This is a genomic window from Marinicella sediminis (assembly GCF_002000055.1).
In the GTDB taxonomy this organism is placed as follows: Bacteria; Pseudomonadota; Gammaproteobacteria; order Xanthomonadales; family Marinicellaceae; genus Marinicella; species Marinicella sediminis.
Genome location: NZ_MVBD01000004.1, coordinates 43,369 through 63,491, shown reverse-complemented (window position 1 = coordinate 63,491; position 20,123 = coordinate 43,369). Strand labels below are relative to the sequence as shown.

Genomic DNA, 20,123 nt, shown 5'->3' with positions numbered 1-20,123 from the left:
GATTGGGTGAAAGATGTGGTTGGAGTCAGCGATTCAGGATCAATCGGGGTTCACAGTAAATTGATTGTTGTTTACCTATACTTCGTGACTTATTATCTATTGTTCCGGATGAACACACACATACATTGAGTCAAATGAGCGTAATCAAACAACACAATCCTGCCAGCGCCTGGTGGGGACTGGCGATGATGGTACTGCTGGCTGGCTGTGACAGTCAGCAACAGGTAGCACATAACAACCAGGTCCAGGCGGCTGCACAGGATCAGGCGGCTGAACAACAGTCAGACACATTCACCATTCTGGCCCTCGGTGACTCCCTGACCGAAGGATTGGGCGTGGTTGCTGATGGCAATTACCCGGCGCTGCTTGAGCAGGCTTTGCACGATGCCGGCTATCCGTCTGTCAAGGTGGTCAATTCGGGGCTCAGTGGGGAAACCAGTTCTGGATTGAAAAGCCGCGTGGACTGGGTATTACAGTTGAAGCCACAACTGACCATTCTGACCATTGGCGCCAACGATGCCATGCGTGGTTTGCCTTTGGATCTGACCCGCAACAACATCAGCGAAATCATCAATCGGATTGAGGCCACTGGCTCTCAGGTGATCCTGGGTGGCATGGAAATCTATGACAACCTTGGCCGTGAATACGTCAAAGGCTTTAAAAACCTGTATCCTGAGCTGGCGAGCCGCCATGATGTGCCATTGATTCCATTCTTTCTTGCACACGTGGCCGGCGATCCACAATTGAACCAGGCCGACCTGATACACCCCACACGAGCAGGCTACGAGGTCATCGTTGAACGCAATATAATGCCAACGGTGTTGCCTGTCCTGCAGCAATTAATCAATAACACACCATAGAAGACAATGATGACTGAACACGTATTGACCGCCACCAATATCGACAAATCTTTTGCTCTGGATGACAGCAGCATCGACGTACTTAGAGACATCTCTTTACACGTCAACCCAGGCGAATTTGTCGCCATCATGGGGAAATCCGGCTCCGGAAAATCAACCCTGTTGAGTTTATTGGCAGGCCTGGATCAGCCAACCACCGGATCGGTAGTGCTCAATGGTGAAGACCTCACAGCAATGACAGAAGAAGACCTGGCCCTGAAGCGTCAATCAGACATTGGTTTTGTGTTTCAGTCCTTTCATTTGATTCCAACTTTGACGGTGCAGGAAAACGTTGAATTCCCGCTGAGCATAGCCCGTGAGCGACATCCTGAAAGGGTAGACCGGCTGATCAATGCAGTGGAGTTGGGTCACCGGCGCAACAGTTTTCCACATCAGTTGTCAGGTGGCGAAAAACAGCGCACCGCCATCGCCCGGGCATTGGTGGCGCAGCCAAAAATTTTGTTCGCAGATGAGCCCACCGGCAACCTGGATGAAAAGAATGCCAGTCAGGTCATGGACTTGCTGCTGGATTTGCAAAAGGTCTTCAATACCGCGCTGGTCATTGTTACCCACGATCCGGGATTGGCTAAAATGGCTGACCGCACCATCACCATAGTTGATGGCCGGTTGGTCTGAGGTGAGCATGGCACAAGTAAAGGCAGAGAAAGCCCCCCTGATGAATGGATTGATTGTGCGCCGGGAGTGGTTTGGTCACTGGGTTTATCCGGTTTTGTTTTGTTTCAGCCTGCTGGTTTCATTGGGTGCATACCTTACCCTGGACTCCTTGCAAACCGCGGTTGATGACTACATCAATGACAATCAAAAAGCCATGGTCGGTGGTGACATCGTAGCCAGCTCAAGATTACCATTCCCTCAGGCAGTGACTGATTGGATAGACACATTGCCTGATGAACAGGTGGTGTATGACCGTCAGTTCAACGCCATGACTTATGCCGGTGAAGCGTCCCTGCTGGTCAGGGTCAAGGCCGTGGATCCTGCATATCCACTGTATGGTGAGTTGCAGCTTGCAGCCGGTGGTTCACTGCGAAATCTGCAACCTGGTGAAGTGCTGGTAGAACGCCAGGTGTTAACCGGGTTGAATCTGCAGGTGGGTGATGAAATCACCCTGGGTGAAGCACGAATGACCATAGCCGATGAAATCATCGCTGAACCTGACCGGCCATTGACGGCCTTTGGCTTTGGTGCCCGGGTATTGATGCTCAATGCAGATCTGGAAAAAACCCAGCTCATGGGACAGCGCAGCCGAGTCAATCATCGTCTGGAAATCAAAGCGATCGGTGAGGCAAAAGCAAACCAAATCAGTACCTTAAAGGAACTCACTGCAAACAGCAAAATCAGAGTCACTCCAGTTGAGCAGGCACAGACCAGTATTTCAGCTTTGTCCGCCAATTTCCTGCAGTTCCTGAAACTGCTGGTGGTGGCAGTGATTGTGTTATCCGGTGTGGGCTTAATGAGTGTGGTCAAAGCTTTTGTCAACCGGCAACAGTCGACCAACGCCATTCGTCGAGCCATTGGTGAGCCGGTCAGCCACCTCAAGTCTGCTTATTACCGGTTATTTTTAGGCATGACCCTGATCGCAGTGTTGTTGGCTTATGGCATCAGTTTATTGGTGATGTATCTGGGCCATGATGCATTTGCTGCGATCATTCCGGCCAATGTGGAATTGGCGATCAGTCAGGTCAGTGTTCTCAAGGTGTTGTTGATCGCAGGTGCGCTGACTTTATTGATGACCCACAGCACCATCCAGGGGTTGTCTGGCATTAAACCCGTGGCCGTGCTGCAACAACAGGCACAGTCTGCACCACAATGGTATTTCTCACGTTATTGGTGGCTGTTGTCACTGTTGTGTTTGTATTTGTTGATGTCTTTGGAGCTCAAATCCTGGTGGCTGGGATTACAAGTGGCCGTTGGTTTATTGGTGATCAGTCTGGTGTTCTGGCTGTTGGCGCAATTGATTTTGCGCACCCTCAGGCGGAGCATTTCTGGTGGTTGGATAAAAAACTGGTTGTTCAGATTATCGATTCAGAATATTTTTCGCAAAGGTAACCAGTCGATGCTGTTCTTCACCACCATGTCGATGGCTGTGATGGTGATGTGGACAATTACCGCATTGAACCACACCATTGACCAGCAGCTGATCAGCACCTACCCCGAAGGTTCGCCCAACATGTTCATGCTGGATGTACAAAGTGAACAACACGAACAGTTGAATGCCATGGTTGCTGCCCCGGTCACTTATTACCCAGTGATCCGTGCACGAATTGAAACAGTCAATGGTATCAAGGCAGAGGTGTTGCGCGATCAATTGGGTAATTATGACAACATCACCCGTATTTTTAACCTCAGTTACGGTACTGAAGTGTTACCGACTGAGCAATTGATCAGCAGCCTCAAAGGAGCGCAGTTATTTGTTGAGAATCCGGCATTACAAGGGGTGCCCATTTCGATCCTGGATACCATTGCTGAGTTTTTACAGGTTTCGTTGAACGACCAAATCGTGTTTGATGTACAAGGTGTGCCGGTGACCACATACGTGTCGAGTATCAGAAGCCGGTTTCAACGTGGGCCAAGCCCGTTTTTCTATTTTATGTTTGAGCCTGCAGCGATGGATAAAGCACCGCAGATTCAGTTTGCCACCACCCGGGTTGAGGCCAAACGCATACCTCAGTTGCAAACTGACATCGCCAGGGCTTTTCCCGGAATCACCACCCTGGACGGGGCAAGCATCGCCAAACAGCTCAAGGGCTTTGTTGATCAATTGACTCAACTGGTGCAGATATTCACTGGCTTAAGCGTGGTGGCAGGGTTGATGATTTTATTGACTTCACTGGTTTCCACATCTCAGGACCGCCTGCAGGAAAGCGCTTATTTCAGGCTGATGGGTATGCTCACCAAAGATTTGTATGCGATTAACATCATTGAACTGACGGTGTTGGGGCTGTTGGCTTTTGTCGCCGGTGGTTTGTTGGGACTGGTCACCGCCTATGTGATTACGGTGTATTGGTTTGCCCTCCCATTCAGCTTTCCCTGGGGAGTGAGTTTATGGTCATTGGGCGCCTTGTTGTCCACCTTGTGGCTGGTTGGTTTGATTTACGGGCGGTTTGTGATCAAATCTAATGTCATGAATTTGGTCAGGCAATTGGTTTGATCAGGCGCAGGTCTTATCAATTGGTCTGAATCTGTGTCAATGAGCAAGATTACTGGTTGTTATTTGGGCAAAAAAAAAATAGGATATATATGTACCTACACGCATGATTATAAACAGGAAAACCGGTCCGAATGAACGATTTGTCGAATGATGACACTGCCAACGCAGGAAAAATGGCCTCAGGAAAAATGCACAGTGATGCACAATTCACCAGGCATTTGCATGAGGTTCATCGATTGTTTGTGCAATTCCTCAACCCCCGCCTGAAAAAATTTTATGATGGGTTGAACGATTTTTTCTTTGACCTGGCTGAAGCAGCCCGGAACAACGACCAACAAAATCAGTATTTTGCGGCCATTGGTGACACCCGCAAGAACAATGCTGAACTGATGCGCGTGTTTGCCAAAAACATCAACATCATCTTTCAGAAATTCAAAAATCACGATCATAAATATTTTGTTGAGCTGGCAGAACAGACGGATCATGACCGCAAAACCCTGACCCTGGTGAAAGAGGACGATCTTGACCAGAAACTGGCGATCAATAACGTCACCGGTAAAATCAGTCAGATATACCATGAAGAATTGTATCTTCTGAATCAGCGATTTGCTGAGCTGGCACAGATTGATGAGATCAATGACAGCAGCAATCCCATCGGTCCTGAGGCCATTGTCAATGCATTTGCCCTCTCACTCAGTGTGTTGAAATCAGAGAATAACATCAAGCTGATCATCATCAAGCTGTTTGAGAAAAACATGGTCGAGTCGTTGGGCCCGGCTTATAAGCTGGTGAATAAATACCTGAAGAAAAAAGGCATCCTGCCGGACATCAGGTTCGAAGTGAAACACCGAAGCACACCATCGAATCAGGTCAATAACTCCATCAATTATCTGGCACAGGCTTTGTCGGAAACCGATGAAAACTACAAGAAAATCGCTGACATCCTGCACACGGACCGGGAAGAGGTTCGCGAACAGCCGGGCGGTGAATACACACCTGCCAAAATCATTGAGTTTTCGCAGTTATCCAGTGCTCTGGATCAAATCAAAGTGGAATTGCTGAGTGATCAGGAACTGGAGAGTAAACAATCGATCAGTCCTTTGGAGCTCAAAGATGAGCTGCTGAAGAAGCTTAAATCACTCAAGGCCTTGTCTGGCAAAACCAAAATCAATCAAGCCGATGAACGCACCATAGATTTGATTGGAGAGTTGTTTCAATTCCTGGTTGAAGATCGCAACCTACCGGAAACCATCCAATTGGTTTTGTCGAAACTTCAACTGCCATACCTGCAAATTGCCCTCAAGGATGAAACTTTCTTTTCAGACAAAAAGAACAATGCGCGGCAACTGTTGAACATCATGGCACAGGCATCAATAGGGTGGACTCCAGAAACCGATGACAAGGGTTTGTTCCTGGGGAAAATCAAGGAAATTGTCGGTTTCATACTGAAGAATCACGAAAAAAGCATCAACTATGAAAAGCTGATCACTCGTTTCATTCAGTTTGATCAACAGGTCAAAAAGAAAACCATGATCGTTGAGCGTCGGCATTCTGAAAAAATGTCAGGTCGTGAGCGACTCAATAAGGCCAAGGTAGAAGCCGCCAAGGTCCTCAAAATGCAACTCAAAGAACGCAAAGTTCCGGACGGCATCAGGGCTTTGCTACTCAAGCCCTGGGCCAACGTACTGGTGTTATCTCAACTGCGTGCCAAAGAGTCTCCCAAGCTGCTGAAAAAGTATCAGAAGTTTGTTGCTGATCTGGTTAAAGCAGCCAATCCGGACAAAGAAAAAAAGACCAGTAAACTGGTGATTGAAAAAATGTGTGAGGTGATGAAGGAAGGTTTGAAATTGGTGGCTTTTCAGGAACAAGAACTGGAAGAAAAAAATCAAGAGATCAAACAGTTGTTACTGCAAATCAATGGATTGAGTAAAACCAATAAACACCTGGCTTACATTGATCCGCAGGAAGTACTGAAGTTATCCAAAGAATTCAATAAGCAATCCAGTGTGGCTGCATACATGACCACCGATGAAGACCCAACGGAAGCACCGGCAGAATTGGATGTGGTTGAGGATGAATTTCATCAGGCAGCCATGGATGTGAAGGTAGACGACTGGATAGAAGTGTATGGTAAAGACCGCATTCAACGCCTGAAAGTATCCTGGATCAGCCCGATCAGTGGTAAATTGTTGTTTGTGAACGGTAAAGGAGGCCGGGTAATGGACTTGTTCAGAGAACAATTGGCTGAAAAATTCCGCAATCAGGAATGCCGCTCATTACAACAGTTGCCATTGATGGATCGGGCCCTGAAGAGCATTGCCAAAAAAATGGAAGACGCAGTCTCTGACAGTTCTCAGGACGAAGAACAGGCGTCATCATAACCTGCTCTTCACCTGGCAACTGGTGTCAGTCAGCTGACTTCGGACGGGCTGTGGAAAACAAATCATCACTCACAGTTACATTGGCCTGGATTTCATCATACTCCAGCAACAGTTTGCCCATCATTGGGTTGGTGATGGTGGACTTGAATGGCATCCTCAATCCATGAACCTCACGATGGTCGCTGTATTCAATGGTCACCGGAACGCTCCCGGTTACCATATTCAATACACGGGTTCTGTAGCGCAGCAAGTCTCCGGTGTTGGCATCCAACATCACGGTGACAGAAGGCAAGTCCTGATCTTTCAGGCGCAGCACATGAACGTCACGACCATCCCGAACACGTTTGCCTACCACCTGTATGTGGTCGAAATGGTCTTGCACATTGAAGGCCACTGCCGGGTGTTCATTGTGCATCTGACGCAAGTATTTTCCATGCAGCTCGGTGTATGGGTTGATGCCCCAGGTGGCACCAGAATCACCATCAACCACCACAATAACGTCGCCAAAAGGCGCCAGATTGATGTGTTGCCTGAATTTGTTTCCGGCATCAAAAGTGGTGCTTACTGTACCAGTCACTCCTGAATTCAGCACCTTGATTGTACCCTTGAGGGTAAAGACTTTACCTGCTTCAAGGGCCGCTTTTCGCTGTTCAGGTTTACCAATGGCCAGTACATCGGCCACAGACAGTTTGGTCTGATCAGGTTCGTTGCCTGCAATTTTCGATGCCGTATCCAGCTTGCGTGTCCGGTCCCGGTACAGCTCCAGTGCGGTGATTTTTCCTGAATCATCCTCAATGAAACGGGCGCTCATGTCGTCTTTGATGCGAAATTGTCTGAGTCCTTCATCATCAGGTTGATGCAGTTCAAAAGCCATTTCATTGGGCACATCCAAGGTCAGTCGATGGTTTTGAATTTTGACCTCAATGGCACCGTTGAAAATGGTTGACTGATATTGGCCCAGATAGGGCTGTAACAATTGTGGATCAATCTCCGGCTTGATCAGCACGTCTTTTCTGGGCAATTCAAAATTCATCCTGTTCTGATGCATCCGCAGAGCCATGACTTGACCATTGTCGTCATGATCAAATGACACGGCTACGGTGTCGGTCAGGGTGAAATACCTTCGACCATCCACATCCGGAGCCTTCAGTTCATAAATCATTTGGCCAGGCACATCCACAGCCAGTGTGCCTTGTTCAGTGATCAGCACCTCAAAGACATCATCTTTGAAGGAAGCAAAATTGGCCAGATATTCACCCACAAACGGCTTGAAATCCTCAGTTGAGGTGGTTTTGCTGACTCCTTGTGCGGTAGAAGCCAGGTGTTCCCAGACGAGGTTCATGGAGCTTTGCTGCAGCGGTGTGGCGGTGACATTGGTCAGCAGTACAAATCCGAGATTGGATTCGGGTAACAATGCCACCTGAGCTGCATAGCCATCAATGCTGCCACCATGCTCAATCACCGATTGTCCCTGCCAACTTTGCAGGAACCACCCGAAGCCATAGTCCACACCTGCACCCACCCTGACCTGTGGTGACCAGGTGTTGTCCAGCTGTTCTTTTGATATGATTTGTTGACCATTGTATTGTCCCTGGTTCAGCAACATCCTGACCCATTGAGCCATGTCATTCACGTCCGCCCAGACACCTCCGGCAGGAGTCACATTGTTGAGGTTACGACGTGGCAGAGTGAGGTGTTGCTCAGTGGCATCATTCCACACATATCCGGTGGCGATGACTGGTCTGTTCATGGCCTGTTCAAAAACTGAAGTGGCTTGTTTCATACCCAGTGGTTTAAACAGTTCATTAGACAACCACTCATCCCAGTTCACACCTTTGGCATGGGCCGCTGCCTGCCCGGCGGCCAGATACATCACGTTGTTGTAGTGGAAAGATTCTCTGAACTTATCCCAGGGTTCAGCACCTGGAGCAGTGCGCAGTATCTGTTCGCGTGTTGCCTGTCCATTGGCCCACAGCAAGTCATTACGGCTGTATCCAGTGCGGTGTGACAGGCTGTCACGGAATGTAATTGGTACAGATTGATCCTCTTGACTAAATCGATATTCGGGCAGGTATTGGCTCAATTCATCATCCCAGCTGATGGTGCCTTCATCGACCAAGGTGCCAATCAGTGTGGCAGTCAGGGCTTTGCTGGTTGAACCTATGGCAAACAGTGTATCGGTGGTGACCGGCAGCTGTTGAGCGAGGTCACGATGGCCAAAGCCCCTGGCCATGATCAATTGTCCGTCTTGGATCACCGCAATGGCCATGCCGGGAATGTGGAGTTCCTGGCGTTTGGCCTCCAGAGCATCGGCCAACAGTTCAAGTTGAACTGCGGTTGACTCTGGGGTTTCTTTGGCTATCGCCCAGGCTGGCAGCATGAGCACGACCAATAAACAGGCATGCAACAGCATGCCTTGTATGGCAAGTTTTAATTTCATAGTGGTTTCCTGAAGTGGTAAAAAAGGGGAGGAAGAAGCCTCAGTGGGCTTCCTCCGCTTGGGTCTGGTAGACTGAAAAGTCAGTGGGTTGATAAGTGCTGGTCAGACTCATCAACAGGGTAATCAGGGTAAAGTACAGTGACTGAATCACGACATTCAAATCCCGCATGTCAAGTTTAGCCAACCACATGTTACTGGTCATGAACAGATTGGCCATCACCCAGCCAATGGCCAGTATTTGGCAAATCAGTCTTTGTTGCTGAATGCGATCGTGGTGGGTTTGATAAGGATCTGACTTTTTACCTTGAATCTGTGCCCGTATCATGAACACAAAGAACAAATTCAATAAAGACACATAAAGGATATTCCAGTATCCGGCAAAGCCTTCAAACGGGTCCTGAGCCACATAAATGACCGTTCCTATGTAAGCCAGATACAGCAAGGCAGCAGCTACCAACCAGGAAGCTGGCACATAGTCGCCCATATGCCTGGGTTGTAGCTTCGCACTGCGGTGTCTGCTGGTGTCCAGTTGGCGCATCAATTGATGATACCGAAATCCCTGGGTGCCTAAATACATGAATGGCATGTATTGCAACAGAAAGTAAACGATTAAAGCGCCCTGGTTATCCCAACCCAACAATTCTACCTGGGCACTGAAGAGGACATGGCCGAGGATGGCCAGGCCCATCAGTACCACCAGTGCGTTGAGCCAGCTGAAAGTGGTCAGTGTGGCTTCGATGCGATCCGCTGAAACCGGATACAATTTGGGGTAATCAACAGCCGGATGTTCGTTAAGCATGTTTTTCAGCCGCTTTTGAATCAACATTGGAATGACGACTGATATGATCAGGATCTGCAGCATATATGCGGTATAAAACATTGTTTTGTGTTCCATGATGAACTCCTTACAGGTTGTTGGAATGGGCTCGGTACACATCAAAGTTGATGTCTTCCAGGCGCAGATTATTAAGCATGTATCCCATTGAAATGAATACCAGAAATTGCAAAAACACACTCATCAGAATGGGCATGATGGCCTTCATACCATTGCTTTCAAAAGTCAGGGTCAGCGCCATAAAAATGGTGCAGGCGATCAGGGTGAAGCAGAAGGTGCGGATCACCAGGCCAACACTGCGTAGGCGGTCTTCATTGGCCTGATACGGATCGGCTTTCTTGCCATAGATCAGCCAGGCTGACAAAGCAAAGAACAAGCCAAAGCCGAGTAACAAAATCACACTCATCAAAAAACCGGCACTGTCGGTGGAGACGGTGAAGTCATCCAGATAAAATGCCAGGCTGACAAAGCCCAGGTAACTCAGGATCACCAAACCCATCAATCCGGGCGAAACATAATCCTGCCAACGCCGCGGTGTGAGTTGCGCTGTGCGGGTGGTGCGCTGATCCTGCTGTTTCATCAGTTTGGATAATTTGAAGCCATAAAACTCCAGGAACTGCGAGGGGATCATTTGGAGCATGAAATATCCCCAGGGCAACAAAGGATTAACCCGACCTTCATCGAGCAACTGACCGGTGTAGACCAAATAGAGGATCACCCAGCCAAGCACAAAATTCAGGCCATTGATGAGCTGATAAATGCGCATTGACCGATTAAAAAAACCAGCACCTTTGGGATACAGCTTGGGGTATTCCTCCGGTGTGTAGTTGGTCAGCAGATGGCTGGCGCGATTCAATACTCGTGAAGGGTAATAGGCCGACAGTAAAATGATCTGAGCCATAAAGACCAGCATAAATACCTCAAGTTCAGTCATGAGAACCTCCTGTGGATTGGTTAAGCACATCAGCAAAAGCGATGCGGATTTCTGAGTCAGTCACCCCGGCTTTGCGGAATGCTGAGATTGTTTCGTTCAGTTGTTTTTTTACCCAGGCATTCAGATCAACCGTACAGTTGGCCCGGGCATCTGGGTGGATGAATGTGCCCCGGTACCCCTTGGTCTCAATCACTGAGTCACGTTCCAGCAAGCGATAGGCCTTGGCGACTGTCTTATTGTTCATATCCAGGTCATTGGCCAGTTGTCGGATCGAGGGCAAAGGATCACCCGGCTGAATCAGCCCGCGCTCCACTGCTTGTTTGATCTGCATCACCAGCTGTGAAAACAGGGGGGTGGCGCTGTCTATGTCTATTGTTATTTGCATCGTATTAGATGTCCCATATGTACCGTGTGTACTAATGGTACAACTGGAACAATATAAAAGTCAAATATATTTTCACCCTGAGAGACCCCTTGGGACACCAACTAAACCTTTTTACATTTCGCCAACTAAACCCTTTGCATCCCAACTAAACCCTTTGTTTAGATTCCGCTCTAAATAAGTGTGGTACATTGAAATTATCAACAATGAAAAAGGTTTACATAAAAAATGAGTAATCTGAGGGACTTGGTTTTGGAATTAATATTTGTATGTTGTTTAGAATCTTGAAAAACGAGATGAGATGAACAAAAAGACAGATTAAAAATATTTTCAAATGATTTATGAATTGACAATTCTGTAATAACTACACTTAGTTCTGGTACAAACTATCAATGTAACAATGCCAATACGTTCAGGATATCAATTACAATGATGAGGATATAGGTTAGGTCAAACCGGTGCTGAAATAGGTGTATCGGCATTTGTATATGATTTAAAGCCAAAGTGATTATCTAGATTTAGAGATCTCATAAAACTTAATCAGATGAATATAAAATCAGTAAGTCAAGCGTATATAGCTTAATAAAGGAATCAACAAATGAAAACGCATAATAGGACATACTTCATTTTTCTCTCAACAGTCACATTTAGTGAACACGCACTGGCATCAAACATGGGAAATGGTCCAGGCATGATTATCACATGGATTATTGGAGGCATTATTTCATTGTTTATAGCGATGTGCGCAGCTGACATCGATTATGAGTCTGGTGACAAGATCGAGAGCAAATTCAGCTTTAAAAAGGTTTGAAAGTGTTTTTTATCTGCATGATTGTTGTATTCATCCTTGGATTTATCGTGGCCTTTTGGGGTATGTTTTGATTCTAAAATCAAATGTCGGTTTACACAGTTATGAAGTAACTGTGCCAATTAATTGAAATCTAGCAGGTGGCTGTAACTCCATTTTTAAAAATAGCCATTTAATAACATTAAGATAGGTTCTCATTTGGAAGATTTGTCAGGAATGATAGCCGACCCTCTATTTCAATGTCTGAAATTTAGTTTTGAAATTCAAAAGGCTTTCATCCACTCTTTCACAAATTTCATCAAAATACCTGCTTTTACTCTTTAAATCATCAAACGATATATTTGAATCAAATTCTTTCGCGTTTTTATCTGATGTCAAAAAATAAATTAACTCAGTAAGACTATCGACTAATTTACTACCATTTGCAACCAAGCATTTACCATCCAAGTAATCTCGTTCAATATCATTCAATTTAGAAGCCGTCATGATCAATTTAACGCCTTCAGAGTTAATCACAAAACAATTTGAGAATTCTCGCAACTCAAAAGGATATTTCCTGACAGTATCATATATGCCCTCAAGTTCGCTCAAAGACCACTCTAATTCGCTTATATAGGCCTTTTTTTTGTTGATTACTGATGGTCCATATAAACTTGTGAACATATCAAGAAGCCAGAAAACAGCAATAACCAGTAATATTGTTTCAAATATTGTCATCGTTTAATTATAGGGGTTTGAAGTCTAAAAAGCAGAACATCCACGCTAAGAGTATTTTCGAGAAAATTCAATATTCAGCCCATTATAAATTGTGACTTTTCTTGGAGTTTTTCGTTTTTTTGTTTTTCTTTTTTTCTAATATGGTCGCAATCAAAAGTGAAATAACAAATAAACCAAGCAGGCCCACAACAAAAACCATCAGCATTACTTGCATGAACCCATTTCCTGAGCCTGATGCAAGAACATTGGTCGAAAAGGACAGTATCAATAGGAAGAGAAGTGTTTTCAAAATAGAAACCTTGTCGTTGAGATTGCCAAACCATTATTTCCCAGGAAATTTGACCTACAAGAAAAAAATCTATCCATTCAGATCTAAATTTGATTCGGTGTCTTTATGATACCAATCATACACAGGCAAGCCGGTTTTTTTTATTCTTTTACAGTTAAATAAGAAATATTCAGGGTCTGGATTATTGTTCCTGTAAAAGAACCCTTTTCCATCTAAAAGATCAAAAGAAGCATAGCCATCATTTCCAAATCGACCGCTTCTTACTTCAATCTCTGTTGCAGATTCATCCCAACTATTAAACACATCCCCATTCCATACACCATTCTCTAAATTTCCAATAGGCTTAAAAACAATTAAGTCGTCACCGTTTTTAGTCACAACCACAAAGCCACTTGCCTTAAAAGATGTTTCACCCATTTTTGTGACTGCTCTTGCCCTTAATTCAAGCTTTAAACCAGGGACAGGGTTGTTTGAATACCAACCTTCTTTTTCCTCAATTTCTATTGCTTCGCCCATATCGCAAATCATACTGAATGAGTCCTTGAATTCACCAGTCTGTTTGTATGTTGATTTAATACCATCCAGAAGCGATTGTTTATACTCTTTTTTTATTGGTTCATGGATTTGTGCATACTCGCCTGAATATGAGTTGTTTGAAATCAACAAAAAAAGTGAAATCAATAAGTGATTTAATGTTCTCGAACGTTCATTCATTGTTCATGCTCTTTAGATTGTGCTGAGTTAAACTTCAAATTTGGCTAATCCATTGTATACATATCTGTTCAAAGTTATAAATCTTACCACACAAGACCCACAAGCTATTCGCTTCACTACGCAATGTGTGTTAATTGCTTCGCTTGATCATTTAATGTCATTTGAATTCAGAGATTCCTTCAATATTTTATATACTGTTGATCTACCAATCTGTAGTTTAGATGCTATTTCTGAAGCTTTAATTCCAGAGTTAAAAAGGTCAATAACTTTGGATCTATCTACGGATCGTTTTCGTCCAAATTTCACACCTCGTCTTTTTGCAGCTTCTCTTCCTTCATTAGTTCTTTCTAGAATCCTGGTTCTTTCAGCTTCTGCAATTGCAGATAAAATAGTTATTAAAAGCTTACCTGTCGCTCCTTCTGTCGATAGTCCGTCATCTAAGAAGCGAATGTGAACTCCCAGTTTCAGAAATTGGTTGACCAATTTAATCATGTCTAGGGTGTCTCTACCCAGTCGATCGAGTTTGGTAATTAAAATGAGGTCGCCTTTCTCTACTTTGACCAGGAGAGTATTCAAACCATCTCTATCAAACTGCTTCCCAGAGAGCTTATCAGTGAATATCCTGAAATCCTCAACACCTTCAGATTTCAGGCGACTCACCTGAATGTCGAGTGATTGCTGAGATGTTGATACCCTGGCATATCCAAACTTTCTCATTGTCTATTAAATCGATTTATAGAATAAATGTCTATTATATGCTTGTTTTAGGAAATAATAGACAAGATTGGATGGGTAAATCAAATGTCTATTAATTTATGAATAAATAGAATTCTATTTTTAATGTTACACGTTTAGTTTTAGATAATTTATAGTATCTAGAATAATGCTTAGCCTACCAGTTGACCCATAAAAGTCAGTTGGTCTGAATTCCCTATCAATTATGTCTTCAACTAAATCAGTTTCAGGGTTGATATCTGATGGAGATTTACTTTGCGAATCCACAAGAATTACGATTGAAACAATATCTATTCTAGTTGTAGTAGTGATTGATGCATTATTGGGTAATGTGTACTCATCAGCATTAATACCAATTAAATCTAATATTTCTTGAGGATCAAATTTCTCAAGTTCTATATGACTTGTTAACTTGGGTTTGAAGCAAAAAATGAAAGTGCCAAGTAAAGTCAACAATAAATCGCCAAGTCTCATGTTACCCAGATAGTGTGAAACTGTTTGGTGTATTTCTAAATGCCGAACTAAGGTTTCCACTTCTCTAAAGCTTAGATTGTTTTCTTCAAAGAGCCTTTGTATAAAATTATCGTATTTAGTTCTTAAGAGTTCTGAATTAGATAATATTGGGCTTTCACGTAACAGCTTAAAATAATGGTCAACTGCATAATGACCAATTTTTTCACCATTACTCACATTGGAAACTGGTAATGAAATACTATATTTTAAAAACTTATCTAGATATTGGTGTGAATTCACACTTAATCCATATGCGTGATTTATTGAATTTCTTAGTTGATTTTTGTTAGCTATAAGAACAAACTGAATTTTAGGAAGGTCAAATATATGTTTAATGTTTTCAAGTAATTTGATAGCAAAATCGGGCTTACATCTATCAAGCTCATCAATGAATATTATCAAAGGATTTTCTTTAGTCAGTTCCTTTAGAGTGTTGGTTAATAGCTCTATACTTTTTTTAGCTTCTTGATGATCTTTTATGAGTTTGTCAATTGCATCATTTCCAACTTCTTCAACAGTTTTTTCGAAATCTTGAACAACATCCGCGAAATCTTGCCTAAGAGTCCAGCCTAAAGCCGCTTTCATCAGTACTTTTGAACCATATTTGACTGCTGGTATAATGTTTTTTCTAACAGAGCCATCTTGGTCAGGAAATAAATTGAGTATTGAAGCAATGATTGTAAGGATAGGCTCATCACTATAGTCTGCTTTATATGCATCTATATAAATGACTTTGTGATTTCCTGGAGCCTTATTCAGGTGATTTATCAGTTTAATTGAAAACTCTGTTTTACCTGAGCCCCAGCCACCATCAATCACCATTGGAGAAATGTCTGTTTCTGACTTCAATAGCTTAATAATATTATTTGCTATTGGCAATCTTTTGAATTCATCTCTTTTTTCGAAAGTCAAACTTTCATCAAAATCGGTTAAAAATGACTCCATGACTATGATGCTCACAAATAAATTCTAGATAGTGTATACAGAGAATAATTTAATTGTGAAGCAAAATCTGTGCAAAAAAATATAAAAACATTAGTGGTTGCAATATTGTTATATTTGACGTTGAGCAACTGAAAGTCAAATTTAACTATGCCTTATAGGAATTTCACGGTTATTTTTGGGGTGAAAATCAACGATTTGAGCAATAAGTATTAATATAAACAATGTTATCCTTCTTAACTATATTGTCTAAAGCATCAAGGATTAGTTTTCTCGCAACTCTAAACTTAACACAATGAATCCAATTGTCCTCAAGGTCAATTTCAGATTCATTTTTTGCAATATACAAGCTTTTTGTATAAGCGTCATAAACCAGAGCACTATTGAGTAAAATTTGATTGGAAGACTTATGGCAGAAGTTAAACACCTCGGCCCAGTTGTGACCTTTCAAGTCTCGAACTTGAACTTGTTCAGCTCGAATCATTAAATTGAATACTGAATACATTAATATATCTCTACCAGTAAAAATATGTTTATCTTGTCGTGGGTCGAGATGATTTCTCCAATATCTTAACGTCTGATCACTGATTTTAAGTAATTCAATTAGAGCTCCAGGCTTTAAACAAGCCGCATCGCAATTTGTTTCTAAGTTTTTTTTCACCGAGACGGTAATTTAATAATTGCTTATATTGCAAATATGAGTTTGCGAATACCATGAGTTAGTAAACTAAGTTTATTAAAAGCATTGTTATGTAAACTTTATTTCTCAATATCCCAAATTAGTAAATTATATAAATATATCAATAATTTACATTGTACAACAGTTCTATCAGTTGTACGCAACCTATTCTGAAAATCTGGTGTAAATTAATGGAAAAGCAATTTTTTCAGATGGCTAAACAAGAAAGACAATTCGCTCAAAATTTTTTCAGTGATGTAAGGATTGAATCTGAATCACTAACTCCAATACAACAACATTCATCAGCCAAGAAACTGAATAGAGCTACAGATTATTATCTCCAGAGATTCATAAAATTTCCCCAGATAGCCATATTTCACTCTTACCCTGAGTATTTGCATGCTGCTTTGCTAGAAGGAAACCCATTGATTACTTCATTTGTTCCACAACCATTTCGTTTGCTGGTTCAAAACAGAAGATATGTTCCTGATTGTTTCTATGTATTCAGAACTAAAAGATATGTTATTGAGCTGAAGCCAGAAGGTAAGTTTGATACCAAGTTGAAGAAACCTCTAAAGGGCTACTTCAAGCAACAAGGATTTAACTTCAAAGTCCTGACTAATGAATCAATTTTGAAAAAAGAAACACTTGCACTGAATTGGCACCACATTGTTAAAACTCTTCTCAGTGCTGAAATGATCAATACTGATACAGAAGAGTTAAAGATCATGGACCAATTGTCAGTGGAAGGTGAAACTGAATTTGGACTTTTAATAAAGATTGGTGATCGCCTGGCTAATCAGAAATTAGAAATTGCTGTTTTTAGATTGGCGCATAGAGGACAGATTGCATTGGATTTGAAAGACAGGAAGATCAATTATTCAACTATGGTGGCACTATGTTCATGAGTTGGAAGAAAAGGTTGATGCAAAATCCTTCACTAAAAGACATCAATACATGGCCAGGTATTAACATCATTGATTTACCGCGTGATAAGAATAAGAAATTTATCAGAAATAAAATCATTGTTTCAAGAGTGATGTTGGGAGAAAAAATCAGCGATGTCAGCCGAGACGTCAATGTAACGCGCCAGTTTATTTCATATTTACTCAATAGGTGTTTAGCTGGCCTACCCTATGAGGAGCCGAGTCTAACCTCAGGATTGATTCCTCAACTCAAAATCTTGGGTGGAGAGAGGAAAACTCGACTGAGTGTAAACAATGATTCAGGAGCAAGAGGCGCTTTTCAATATATTCTGAAGAATCATGCTGATATAAAAGTACGATTAGATGCCATGATCAAAGCATTTGTATCAGATTCAGTTCATGGTCAAAACCTTTCGCCTGCAGTTGTTCATAAAAAGTTTCTAGAGCTGCTAATAGAAAAACATTGGCCTTCCAACCAATACCCATTTGATCAGCAAAACTTAGCAGTGGAAAGTTGTAGAAAATACTTCCATAAACAATCACAGTGCTACTTGTTAGCGAAAGCAAGAAAAAGAGCCATCATACCCCTAAACAAACCACAGCAAAGGTACTGCTTTGAAGAGGTGGAGATTGATTCACAGCTTATGGATATTAATTGTAACGTGGTTGTGGATGTTGACGGGGTTCAATCTACACTGAGGGTAGCACGACTTGCTCTGTTACTGGCCATAGATGTTGAGTCCAATTGTATATTGGCATATCACGTATGTCTCTCAAAAGAGCCCAATCAATATGATTTACTGTCATTGTTGGTGAAGATTCATTCAGAATGGAAACCAAGAGATATCTGTTTACCCAATACTCAGTATGAACCTGGGGCATGTCTGCCTGGAGCCATTTCAAATGAGATGAGAAGATTGGGTATTGGCAAGCTAAAACTTGATAATGCCATGGCTCATCACGCATATTCAATCATTGATTATGTGTGTGGTGAATTGGATTCAACTCTAAATTATGGACTGCCGGCAAATCCAAAGACGAGAAACTCAGTCGAGTATGCTTTCAACCGATTGAACAAATACTTGCACCGATTCAAATCAACTACTGGATCAAATCCCAAGGATCCAAAAAAAGAGTCACTTCGACATCATAAGAAACCACCAATGTTGAATATTAAAGAGCTTGAAGACTTTTTGAGCATTATTTTTACAGGACACAATATTCAACCTCAAAACGTCCTTGGTGGCAAAAATCCTCTTGAAGTACTACATGAACACTACCAACAATATCCGTTGCAGCTCAATTACAAGGCAGAGAGTCATTGTAGAAGCCCATTTGAGAGAATTGAAAAGGTCAAGGTGTATGGATACAAGCATGAGCGAAGAACACCCGTGGTGCAATTCTCAGGAATGAGGTACAGAGGCCCTGGAATCAATGATGTCCAACTTTATGGTGAAAAAGTAATCATCCTTGTTAACGTTAAAGACATAAGAACAGTCAAAGCATCTACTGAAAGTGGCAAATATCTGGGTGAATTATTTGCTTCAAAAAGCTGGCAAAAATATCCACTCAGTTTAAAGACATATCAAAAGATCAAAAGGGTTGTTAAAAGACAAAGGTTACTTACCAGGGACTATCAATCTGGATATTTTGAGAGTTTGCTCAATGAAAAACATGTTCCTAACAAAGCATTGGAAATCATCAGAGTAGCCAGAGAATTTCAGAGTGAAGCAGTAGGATTAAAGAACCAGAATCTTTACGTCAAACCATTAAGGAATAAGCCCTCAAAACTTACTCGTGACATCATTATTAAGCCCTGGGACGTCAGTATGTTCAACAACACTTCGGACCGTACTGATGAGCAGTGATATTTTTAATTCAAGTGGTTTCTTTATTGAGACACCAATGGTCAGCCAACTAAAGTCTAAGGTACAGAGCTGGTTATGGAATGGTTATTTGGGTGGGTACATTCTTGGAAATTCACGGGTAGGTAAATCTGCTGCCATGCGGGTCATCAAGAATGATTTGAAAAATAGATTGGGTGAAGTTGTTCCTGTTCACCTTTTCTCAGTTCCTGAAAGAGATGTCACAACCGTGGCTGGGATTTTAAAGAAGCTTTGTTATTCCCTTAGGATGAAAATCAAAACGCATGCAACAGCAGATGTCATGTCCAATGACCTGGTTCATTACTTTGCCGATCTGGCATGTACCAACAGTACAAAGCAGGTAGTGATCTTGGTAGATGAAATGCAACGGTTGAGCACTCATCAGATTGAAGTATTTAATGAGCTGCATGATGCCCTTGCTTACTTTCAATTAAATCTGAGTGTCATCTTCATTGGTAACCTTAAAACCTCTGAGCCTCTCTTGAGGAAGATAAAAACACCTGAATGTGATCATATTTGGGGAAGGTTTTTTAAAAATGAATATTTATTTCATGGTATTAGGAACCACGATGAATTATTCAAAGTTTTAGCTGAGATTGATAAATCCCAAACCGAAATATTCTTACCTGAACTTTTTAAAGATGGCTGGAGAATTCAATCCATCAGTCATTTGATTTGGGATGTTTACACCTCTGATTTCAAGTCAGACTTGAAAATCCACTCATGGGGTATGCAGTATTTTATTGCCATGATACGAATTCTATTGGCTGATTATTTACCCAGATATGGTGTACAAAGCGATGATGAAATTTGCATGATGATAAAAAACAGCATTGAAGCTTCGGGTTTGGTTGAAGAATTGGTCAGAGTTTAA

The 20,123-nt window shown here is 42.4% G+C and carries 16 protein-coding genes; 7 read left to right on the top strand and 9 right to left on the bottom strand.

Going from position 1 to position 20,123, the window contains the following annotated elements; genetic code table 11:
• Positions 1 to 134: 134 nt before the first annotated feature.
• The 4 genes from B0475_RS06665 (at position 135) to B0475_RS06650 (ending at position 6,449) form a co-directional block, all read left to right on the top strand.
• Complete coding sequence (locus B0475_RS06665; RefSeq protein WP_077410992.1) at positions 135 to 860, top strand: arylesterase; 726 nt, start codon at positions 135 to 137, stop codon at positions 858 to 860.
• Positions 861 to 866: 6 nt separating this feature from the next.
• Positions 867 to 1,535 (top strand): ABC transporter ATP-binding protein, encoded by a 669-nt coding sequence (locus B0475_RS06660; RefSeq protein ID WP_198538154.1) that lies wholly within the window; start codon positions 867 to 869, stop codon positions 1,533 to 1,535.
• Positions 1,536 to 1,542: 7 nt separating this feature from the next.
• Positions 1,543 to 4,068 carry an ABC transporter permease gene (locus B0475_RS06655; protein WP_157892755.1) on the top strand — a complete coding sequence of 842 codons (2,526 nt, stop codon included), beginning with the start codon at positions 1,543 to 1,545 and terminating at the stop codon, positions 4,066 to 4,068.
• A 131-nt stretch (positions 4,069 to 4,199) separates the two neighbouring features.
• The gene (locus B0475_RS06650) at positions 4,200 to 6,449 is read left to right on the top strand and encodes a DUF1631 family protein (RefSeq protein WP_077410990.1); all 2,250 of its coding nucleotides are present in this window, start codon (positions 4,200 to 4,202) and stop codon (positions 6,447 to 6,449) included.
• Between the two features lie 25 nt (positions 6,450 to 6,474).
• On the opposite strand, the gene B0475_RS06645 is transcribed toward B0475_RS06650, so the two are convergent.
• The 9 genes from B0475_RS06645 to B0475_RS06600 form a co-directional block, all read right to left on the bottom strand.
• The gene (locus tag B0475_RS06645) at positions 6,475 to 8,889 is read right to left on the bottom strand and encodes a serine hydrolase (protein WP_077410989.1); all 2,415 of its coding nucleotides are present in this window, start codon (positions 8,887 to 8,889) and stop codon (positions 6,475 to 6,477) included.
• 40 nt (positions 8,890 to 8,929) lie between these two features.
• Positions 8,930 to 9,784 (bottom strand): hypothetical protein, encoded by an 855-nt coding sequence (locus tag B0475_RS06640; RefSeq protein ID WP_157892754.1) that lies wholly within the window; start codon positions 9,782 to 9,784, stop codon positions 8,930 to 8,932.
• Positions 9,785 to 9,794: 10 nt separating this feature from the next.
• Positions 9,795 to 10,658, bottom strand: coding sequence for a hypothetical protein (locus tag B0475_RS06635; protein ID WP_077410987.1), 864 nt, complete (start codon positions 10,656 to 10,658; stop codon positions 9,795 to 9,797).
• Positions 10,651 to 11,043 (bottom strand): GntR family transcriptional regulator, encoded by a 393-nt coding sequence (locus tag B0475_RS06630; RefSeq protein ID WP_077410986.1) that lies wholly within the window; start codon positions 11,041 to 11,043, stop codon positions 10,651 to 10,653. The genes B0475_RS06635 and B0475_RS06630 overlap by 8 nt, the downstream gene beginning before the upstream one ends.
• 1,036 nt (positions 11,044 to 12,079) lie before the next feature.
• Entirely contained in the window at positions 12,080 to 12,565 is a 486-nt protein-coding gene (locus B0475_RS06620) for a hypothetical protein (protein ID WP_077410984.1), read from the bottom strand.
• Positions 12,566 to 12,923: 358 nt separating this feature from the next.
• Positions 12,924 to 13,568, bottom strand: coding sequence for a hypothetical protein (locus B0475_RS06615; RefSeq protein ID WP_157892753.1), 645 nt, complete (start codon positions 13,566 to 13,568; stop codon positions 12,924 to 12,926).
• Between the two features lie 147 nt (positions 13,569 to 13,715).
• On the bottom strand, positions 13,716 to 14,285 hold the full coding sequence (locus B0475_RS06610; protein WP_077410982.1) for a recombinase family protein: 570 nt from the start codon (positions 14,283 to 14,285) through the stop codon (positions 13,716 to 13,718).
• A gap of 126 nt (positions 14,286 to 14,411) precedes the next feature.
• Complete coding sequence (locus B0475_RS06605) at positions 14,412 to 15,761, bottom strand: KAP family P-loop NTPase fold protein (protein ID WP_077410981.1); 1,350 nt, start codon at positions 15,759 to 15,761, stop codon at positions 14,412 to 14,414.
• Positions 15,762 to 15,948: 187 nt separating this feature from the next.
• The gene (locus B0475_RS06600; RefSeq protein ID WP_077410980.1) at positions 15,949 to 16,419 is read right to left on the bottom strand and encodes a hypothetical protein; all 471 of its coding nucleotides are present in this window, start codon (positions 16,417 to 16,419) and stop codon (positions 15,949 to 15,951) included.
• Between the two features lie 209 nt (positions 16,420 to 16,628).
• Between B0475_RS06600 and B0475_RS06595 the strand changes: the two genes are divergently transcribed.
• Genes B0475_RS06595 through B0475_RS06585 form a run of 3 tightly spaced genes read left to right on the top strand, consistent with a single transcriptional unit; the run spans position 16,629 to position 20,123 of the window.
• Positions 16,629 to 17,345 (top strand): hypothetical protein, encoded by a 717-nt coding sequence (locus B0475_RS06595; protein ID WP_077410979.1) that lies wholly within the window; start codon positions 16,629 to 16,631, stop codon positions 17,343 to 17,345.
• A complete protein-coding gene (locus B0475_RS06590) occupies positions 17,342 to 19,231 on the top strand; it encodes a hypothetical protein (RefSeq protein WP_157892752.1) in 1,890 nt (629 codons plus the stop codon). Before B0475_RS06595 ends, B0475_RS06590 begins: the two co-directional genes overlap by 4 nt.
• Positions 19,221 to 20,123: an ATP-binding protein gene (locus B0475_RS06585; RefSeq protein WP_077410977.1), complete on the top strand. Its 903-nt coding sequence runs from the start codon at positions 19,221 to 19,223 to the stop codon at positions 20,121 to 20,123. Before B0475_RS06590 ends, B0475_RS06585 begins: the two co-directional genes overlap by 11 nt.

Excerpts from the sequence above, each read along its gene's own strand:
- B0475_RS06620 (WP_077410984.1), bottom strand. The coding sequence starts at position 12,565 with ATGACAATATTTGAAACAATATTACTGGTTATTGCTGTTTTCTGGCTT.
- B0475_RS06640 (WP_157892754.1), bottom strand. The coding sequence starts at position 9,784 with ATGGAACACAAAACAATGTTTTATACCGCATATATGCTGCAGATCCTG.
- B0475_RS06590 (WP_157892752.1), top strand. The coding sequence starts at position 17,342 with ATGAGTTGGAAGAAAAGGTTGATGCAAAATCCTTCACTAAAAGACATC.
- B0475_RS06605 (WP_077410981.1), bottom strand. The coding sequence starts at position 15,761 with ATGGAGTCATTTTTAACCGATTTTGATGAAAGTTTGACTTTCGAAAAA.
- B0475_RS06595 (WP_077410979.1), top strand. The coding sequence starts at position 16,629 with ATGGAAAAGCAATTTTTTCAGATGGCTAAACAAGAAAGACAATTCGCT.
- B0475_RS06660 (WP_198538154.1), top strand. The coding sequence starts at position 867 with ATGATGACTGAACACGTATTGACCGCCACCAATATCGACAAATCTTTT.
- B0475_RS06610 (WP_077410982.1), bottom strand. The coding sequence starts at position 14,285 with ATGAGAAAGTTTGGATATGCCAGGGTATCAACATCTCAGCAATCACTC.
- B0475_RS06585 (WP_077410977.1), top strand. The coding sequence starts at position 19,221 with ATGAGCAGTGATATTTTTAATTCAAGTGGTTTCTTTATTGAGACACCA.
- B0475_RS06630 (WP_077410986.1), bottom strand. The coding sequence starts at position 11,043 with ATGCAAATAACAATAGACATAGACAGCGCCACCCCCCTGTTTTCACAG.
- B0475_RS06615 (WP_157892753.1), bottom strand. The coding sequence starts at position 13,568 with ATGAATGAACGTTCGAGAACATTAAATCACTTATTGATTTCACTTTTT.
- B0475_RS06655 (WP_157892755.1), top strand. The coding sequence starts at position 1,543 with ATGGCACAAGTAAAGGCAGAGAAAGCCCCCCTGATGAATGGATTGATT.
- B0475_RS06650 (WP_077410990.1), top strand. The coding sequence starts at position 4,200 with ATGAACGATTTGTCGAATGATGACACTGCCAACGCAGGAAAAATGGCC.
- B0475_RS06635 (WP_077410987.1), bottom strand. The coding sequence starts at position 10,658 with ATGACTGAACTTGAGGTATTTATGCTGGTCTTTATGGCTCAGATCATT.
- B0475_RS06645 (WP_077410989.1), bottom strand. The coding sequence starts at position 8,889 with ATGAAATTAAAACTTGCCATACAAGGCATGCTGTTGCATGCCTGTTTA.
- B0475_RS06665 (WP_077410992.1), top strand. The coding sequence starts at position 135 with ATGAGCGTAATCAAACAACACAATCCTGCCAGCGCCTGGTGGGGACTG.